This window comes from Oceanimonas smirnovii ATCC BAA-899, from assembly GCF_000381965.1.
Lineage (GTDB): Bacteria > Pseudomonadota > Gammaproteobacteria > Enterobacterales > Aeromonadaceae > Oceanimonas > Oceanimonas smirnovii.
Window position 1 is genome coordinate 122,038 of the sequence record NZ_KB908462.1, and the last position, 6,070, is coordinate 128,107.

A 6,070-nucleotide genomic window follows, 5' to 3' on the forward strand; every position below is an offset into this window, starting at 1 on the left:
TTCACTCCTGAAGTTGAAAAAAGCGCCTGCTGGTCGCGGTGGTTGCCGCAATCAGCTCAGCGGTATGTTCACCCCGGCAGGCGGCAATACGCCCGGCAATATGGGGCAGATAAGCGGGTTCGTTGCGACGGGAGGCCGGCCTGGGAGACAAGTCCCGGGGAATAAGATAAGGGCTGTCAGTTTCCATCATCAGCCGCTCAGGCGGGATCAGTGATACCAGCCGCTGCAGCTCTCTGCCCCGGCGCTCATCACAGATCCAGCCGGTAATGCCGATATGCAGGTCCAGTGCCAGGCAGTCGTTCAGCTCATCCTCAGTGCCGGTAAAGCAGTGCAATACTGCCGCCGGCAGGCGATCCCGCCATGGTGAGAGAATGGCTATAAACCGCTCATGGGCATCCCGGCAGTGCATAAACACCGGCAATTGCAGCTCGGCGGCCAGGGCCAGCTGAGCCTCAAAGGCCGCCTCCTGCCGGGGCCGGGGCGAAAAATCCCGGTTAAAATCGAGACCACACTCCCCCACGGCTACCACCTGGGGTTGTGTCGCCAGCTCACGCAACTCATTCAGAGTGGTATCGTCAAAGGTTTTGGCATCATGGGGGTGCACCCCGGCGGTGGCATAGCAAAAGCCGGGCCGCTCTGCAGCAAGCTCTGCCACCGCCCGGCTTTCTGTCAGGCTGGTACCGGTCAGAATAAGGCCGGTAACGCCGGCAGCATGAGCCCGCGCCAACACCGCCTCTCTGTCTTTATCGAACTGAGAGCTGGTGAGATTAACGCCAATATCAATCACGGCGTGGTTTCCTGCTCATCGTCTTCTTGCTTACGCACATAGAAGCGCCCGAAGAAAACACCGATTTCAAACAGCAGCCACATGGGAATGGCCAGCAGGGTCTGGGAGATCACATCGGGCGGCGTGAGTAGCATGCCGACGATAAAGACGATCACCACCACATAGGGTCGCTTGGCGGCCAGATCCTTAGGCGTGGTGACGCCGGTCCAGCACAGCAGTATGGTGGCAATAGGAATTTCAAAGGCGATGCCAAAAGCAATAAACAGCCCCAGCACGAAATCCAGATAACTGGCAATATCGGTGGCAATGGTAACCCCTTCCGGTGCCATACTGGTGAAAAAACCAAAGGCCAGCGGAAACACCACAAAGTAGGCAAAGGCCGCACCGGCATAAAACAGCAGAGCACTGGAAAACACCAAAGGGGCTATCAGCCGTTTTTCATGCTTGTACAGGCCCGGCGCAATAAAAGCCCAGACCTGATAAAGCACAATGGGAATGGCCGCAAAAAATGACACTATCAACGTCAGTTTAAGAGGGGTTAAAAACGGCGTGGCCACTCCGGTGGCTATCATGCCCGCCCCTTCCGGCAGTTGCTTGAGTAATGGCGTAGCCAGCAGGCTATAGATATCGTTGGCAAAATAAACCAGCCCCAGAAACACCACCAGCACGGAGGCAAGGGCACGCAACAGGCGTGTCCTCAGCTCCACCAGGTGGCTGATCAGAGGCTGCTGTGATTCAGTCATTCAGATGGTTTCCGGGGATCTGTGTTAACGGACTCATCCGCGCTTTGCTCGGGCCGTTTTTCATAAGGCCGGTTAACGGAAGCGGCGGCGTCTTTAAGTTGGTCGATGGACTGCTGCAGCTCGGGGCTGAGATCCTTCATGCCGAGCTGCTCGGCTTTTTTCAGATCCCGGTGCAGCTCTTCCATTTTCAGCTCCTGGGACAGCTCGGTTTTCACCGCATTGGCGGTATCCCGTACTGTTTTAAACATGCGGGACACGGTGCGAATAGCAACAGGCAGGCGCTCGGGTCCCAGCACCAACAACCCGATCACGGAAATCACCACCAGTTCCCAAAAACCGATATCGAACATGACTTATACCCGATCTTTATCTTTGGCTTTGTCCTGCTCGTTCTGTGGCTCCGCCTGCTCTTTCTTGTCGGCCAGCTTCTGCTGCTCGAAGTCAGCGTCTTTCTTATCCTGATCTTCGTCGCTCATGGCTTTCTTAAAGCCTTTTACTGCCGAGCCCAGGTCACTTCCCATGCCGCGCAACTTTTTGGTTCCAAACAGCAGTACCACAATAAGTACCACGATAAGCAGTTGCCAGATACTGATTCCACCCATAACTCACGTTTCCTTTGCAAACAGATAATGATAAAAGGCCATTATATTGCAGGTATATGACGAATATTTGATACCGGATCAAACTATCGTGCTATTCGCCGCCATCCCAGCCACCATACAACCAAAGTCAGCACCATGCCAGACAGAGCCAGCCGGCTTTCATCCATGCCCAGTAACAGGGTGCTGGCCAGCAGGGTGGAGGCACCCATGGCCAGCAAAAAACGGCCCTGCCCCTGACGTTTATCATGAGTAGCGTAGCGCTCATACAGGCCGTTCATCTGCCGCTGCTGAAACTTGGCCTGCCGCAAAGCGTCATAAACCAGTTCCGGAATTTCCGGCAGTTTTTCCGCCCAGTAAGGTGCATTTTCCTTAACCCCATTGATCACCGCTTTGTAACCCACCTGCTTCTGCATCCAGTCTTCCAGAAACGGTTTGGCGGTTTTCCACAGATCCAGCTGCGGATAAAGCTGCCGCCCGACTCCTTCTACATAGAGCAGGGTTTTCTGCAGCAGCACCAGCTGGGGCTGCACCGCCATATTAAAGCGGCGGGCAGTGTTAAACAGATTCAGCAGCACATGGCCAAAAGAGATCTCTGACAGGGGCTTTTCAAAAATGGGCTCGAGCACAGTACGAATGGCCGACTCGAATTCTTCCACCTTGGTGTCGGCAGGCACCCAGCCCGACTCCACATGCAGCTCGGCTACCTTACGGTAGTCACGGTTGAAAAAGGCCAGAAAGTTCTCTGCCAGATAGCGTTTGTCGTCCCGGTTCAGGGTGCCGACAATGCCGCAGTCAATACCAATCCACTGCGGGTCTTGCGGGTGCTCATAAGACACGAAAATATTGCCAGGGTGCATATCGGCATGAAAAAAGCTGTCCCGGAATACCTGGGTGAAGAACACCTCAACGCCCCGCTCCGCCAGCAGCTGCATATTGGTGCCGTTAGCTTCCAAGGCTGCAATATCGGATACCGGTATACCATAGATACGTTCCATCACCAGTACATTTTCATGACAGTAACTGGAGTAGATCTCGGGCACATAGAGAGTACGGGAGCCTTCAAAGTTACGGCGCAACTGAATGGCGTTGGCCCCTTCACGCAGCAGGTTAAGCTCATCAAGCAGGGTTTTGCGGTATTCCTCTACTACTTCTACCGGCCGCAGCCGGCTGCTGCGCTCGGGCACCAGCCGCGCGATTAAGCTGGCCATGGAATGCATCAGGCTGACATCAGCCTCTATCGTGCGCTCAATGCCCGGACGAATCACCTTGATCACGATATCCTGACCGGTTTTCAGCCGGGCGGTATGTACCTGGGCAATGGAAGCCGATGCCAGGGGCTTTTCGTCAAAGTCATCAAACAAAGTTTCAATGGGCTGACGCAGGCTGTGTTCAATCTGCTGGCGGGCCAGTTTGCCATCAAAGGGCGGGACCCTGTCTTGCAGCATGGCCAGCTCTTCAGCAATGTCCGGCGGCAGCAGATCACGCCGCGTGGAAAGCATCTGGCCAAACTTGATAAACACCGGCCCCAGACTTTCCAGCGCGAGACGAATACGTTTACCCCGGGATAAGTCCGGATGCTTGTTCTTGAGCCAGAACAGGCTTTTGCGAGCCATACGAGCCGGCCAGATCTGCAGCCGGGCCGGAATCAGCTCATCCAGGCCGTAGTCAAACAGAGTACGGCCAATCTGGTAGAGACGGCGCAGCTCCCGCAGTTTTCTCATGAATGGGTCACCTTGTCGGTCAGTGTCGCCAGGCGTCCCTGCAGGCGGTTCAATCGTTTGCTTAACTCGTCCACTTCATCACCAAAGTCGGCCAGCTCCAGCGGCCCCACCGCCAGCCGGGCTTCTTCCCGTACAAAGTCACCAAGATGCAGCCGGGCTTCGATAACGCGCTGTTGTAAAGCCAGTCTGGTCTCACGGCCATGGCGACAAATCAGGTGCGCCAGTACATCACCGGTATAGGGCACCAGCATTTCTTCGATATCAACAGGGTTATCCCGCAGTACACTACTCAAATCCTGCCAGGGTTGCGGATCCCCCTGCAGATCGATATGACCATCGCGTATGTACTGCATCAACAGCCCTCTGTCTTTTAGCAGACCAAGCGCGCTGAGAGAGAGACTGAGGTGGCTGTCGACCGGGCCTTCATACTTGCCCAGCAACTCCAGGCGATCTCCGGTAAACAACAGATAAAAGCTGGTCAGCTCGGTCACCGTAAGCTGCAATGCTTTACCATGCAAAGATTTCAGCTTTTGTGCACTGCCGGTGCTTTGCAGCATCCGGTTAATAGCCGTTTCCAGAGTGCCGTTCAATAGCGGTAACAGCAAAGCCTTCATCAGAACTTGAACCCGCGATGCAGCGCCACTACGCCGTCGGTGAGATTAAAATACTCTACCTGCTCCAGGCCGGCCTCTTCCATCATGTGCTTGAGGGTTTCCTGATCCGGATGCATACGAATCGACTCGGCCAGGTATTGATAGCTTTCGCTGTCCTGAGCGACCAGTGCACCCATTTTTGGCAACACATTAAAGGAGTAGAAGTCGTACAACTTGCTCATGATCTCATGCTGAGGCTTGGAGAACTCCAGTACCAGCAGGCGGCCGCCGGGCTTGAGCACTCGCTGCATGGACGCCAGCGCTTTATCCTTGTTGGTGACATTGCGCAGGCCAAAAGCGATAGTGATCAGGTCAAAGTGATTATCCGGAAAAGGCAACGCCTCGGCGTTGGCCTGCACATAGGCAATATTGCTGCCCAGGCCTTTGTTGCGCAGCTTGTCGCGGCCCACCTTAAGCATGGAGTCATTAATATCGGCCAGTACCACCTGACCCTGATCACCTACCATGCGGGAGAACTTGGCGGTCAGATCACCAGTGCCACCAGCCAGATCCAGCACCTTGTGGCCCGGGCGTACGCCGGAGCAATCAATAGTAAAGCGCTTCCACAGGCGGTGAATGCCAAAAGACATCAAATCGTTCATCACGTCATATTTGGCTGCCACCGAGTGGAATACGCTGGCCACCATCTGCTCTTTTTCATCGGCATTTACGGTCTGGTAACCGAAATGGGTCGTCGACTTGTGCTGTTCTGACATTCTCAAGACACCTGTAAAAATCGAAGTAAGCCAGTGTACTGCAAATGCACCGGCCGGACTAACGGGAAGCCAGCAGGCTTTGAGTGATCTGCATTCCTACAAAGGTAAATATCATACAGCAAACCACATTGAGGCACACATTCAGACCGGCCTTAAACCATTGTCCGTGCTCAAATAGCAGAAGCGTATCAAGAGAAAAAGAAGAAAAGGTGGTCAGCGCACCCAGCATGCCTACCATCATAAAGGGACGCCAAGTGTGAACATTAAGCGCCTGCTGCTGCACCAGTATAAAAAAGATGCCTATCAGCAAAGAGCCTGTCAGATTAACGGTGAGAGTTCCAAACGGGAAAGAACGACCGAGCCAGCGACTCATCAGCTCGGTAATAACAAAGCGCAGTGCGGCACCCACAGCACCGCCAAAAGCCACAAATAACAGGGTTTTCATGATCAACCGGCGTAAAGTAACATCACATCAGTTTACGCCGGCCGAAATCAAAAACCTATGGCCGAATGGCTCAGGCTTGACGTTCCCGCTTGGCCCGAACGGACTCACCAGCCACACCAAAGTCCTGAGTGGCGATATCCTGCAGCAGAATACGTACGGTTTCCGGCTTTACATCCAGAGCGCGTACACAGGCATCAGTCACTTCCTTGATCAGGGCTTCCTTCTGCTCATTGCTGCGACCTTCGATCAGGGCAATATTAAGAATCGGCATGATTTTTCCTTTATATGTTCGAAAAACGAGCCGGTATTAGAGTAAAAAATGTGAACTGAGTCAAATTTGGTGGAAAATAAGCAGAAACGAAAAAAGCCCTTCACATCAGTGAAGGGCTTTTTCTTATTGGGT

The 6,070-nt window shown here is 53.9% G+C and carries 9 protein-coding genes; all 9 read right to left on the minus strand.

Going from position 1 to position 6,070, the window contains the following annotated elements:
• Position 1: 1 nt before the first annotated feature.
• Positions 2-787, minus strand: a complete 786-nt coding sequence (gene tatD, locus G364_RS0110965; RefSeq protein ID WP_019935197.1) for a 3'-5' ssDNA/RNA exonuclease TatD — start codon at positions 785-787, stop codon at positions 2-4.
• Positions 784-1,530 carry a twin-arginine translocase subunit TatC gene (gene tatC / locus G364_RS0110970; protein ID WP_019935198.1) on the minus strand — a complete coding sequence of 249 codons (747 nt, stop codon included), beginning with the start codon at positions 1,528-1,530 and terminating at the stop codon, positions 784-786. Before tatC ends, tatD begins: the two co-directional genes overlap by 4 nt.
• A complete protein-coding gene (gene tatB / locus G364_RS0110975; RefSeq protein WP_019935199.1) occupies positions 1,527-1,880 on the minus strand; it encodes a Sec-independent protein translocase protein TatB in 354 nt (117 codons plus the stop codon). Before tatB ends, tatC begins: the two co-directional genes overlap by 4 nt.
• A gap of 3 nt (positions 1,881-1,883) precedes the next feature.
• Positions 1,884-2,132, minus strand: coding sequence for a Sec-independent protein translocase subunit TatA (gene tatA / locus G364_RS0110980; RefSeq protein WP_019935200.1), 249 nt, complete (start codon positions 2,130-2,132; stop codon positions 1,884-1,886).
• An 83-nt stretch (positions 2,133-2,215) separates the two neighbouring features.
• Positions 2,216-3,853, minus strand: coding sequence for a ubiquinone biosynthesis regulatory protein kinase UbiB (ubiB, locus tag G364_RS0110985; RefSeq protein WP_019935201.1), 1,638 nt, complete (start codon positions 3,851-3,853; stop codon positions 2,216-2,218).
• Entirely contained in the window at positions 3,850-4,467 is a 618-nt protein-coding gene (locus G364_RS0110990; protein WP_019935202.1) for a ubiquinone biosynthesis accessory factor UbiJ, read from the minus strand. Before G364_RS0110990 ends, ubiB begins: the two co-directional genes overlap by 4 nt.
• Positions 4,467-5,222 (minus strand): bifunctional demethylmenaquinone methyltransferase/2-methoxy-6-polyprenyl-1,4-benzoquinol methylase UbiE, encoded by a 756-nt coding sequence (gene ubiE / locus G364_RS0110995; RefSeq protein WP_019935203.1) that lies wholly within the window; start codon positions 5,220-5,222, stop codon positions 4,467-4,469. The genes G364_RS0110990 and ubiE overlap by 1 nt, the downstream gene beginning before the upstream one ends.
• Before the next feature lie 58 nt (positions 5,223-5,280).
• The gene (gene crcB, locus G364_RS0111000) at positions 5,281-5,667 is read right to left on the minus strand and encodes a fluoride efflux transporter CrcB (protein ID WP_019935204.1); all 387 of its coding nucleotides are present in this window, start codon (positions 5,665-5,667) and stop codon (positions 5,281-5,283) included.
• Positions 5,668-5,737: 70 nt separating this feature from the next.
• Positions 5,738-5,938, minus strand: coding sequence for a tautomerase family protein (locus G364_RS0111005; RefSeq protein ID WP_019935205.1), 201 nt, complete (start codon positions 5,936-5,938; stop codon positions 5,738-5,740).
• Positions 5,939-6,070: the final 132 nt, after the last annotated feature.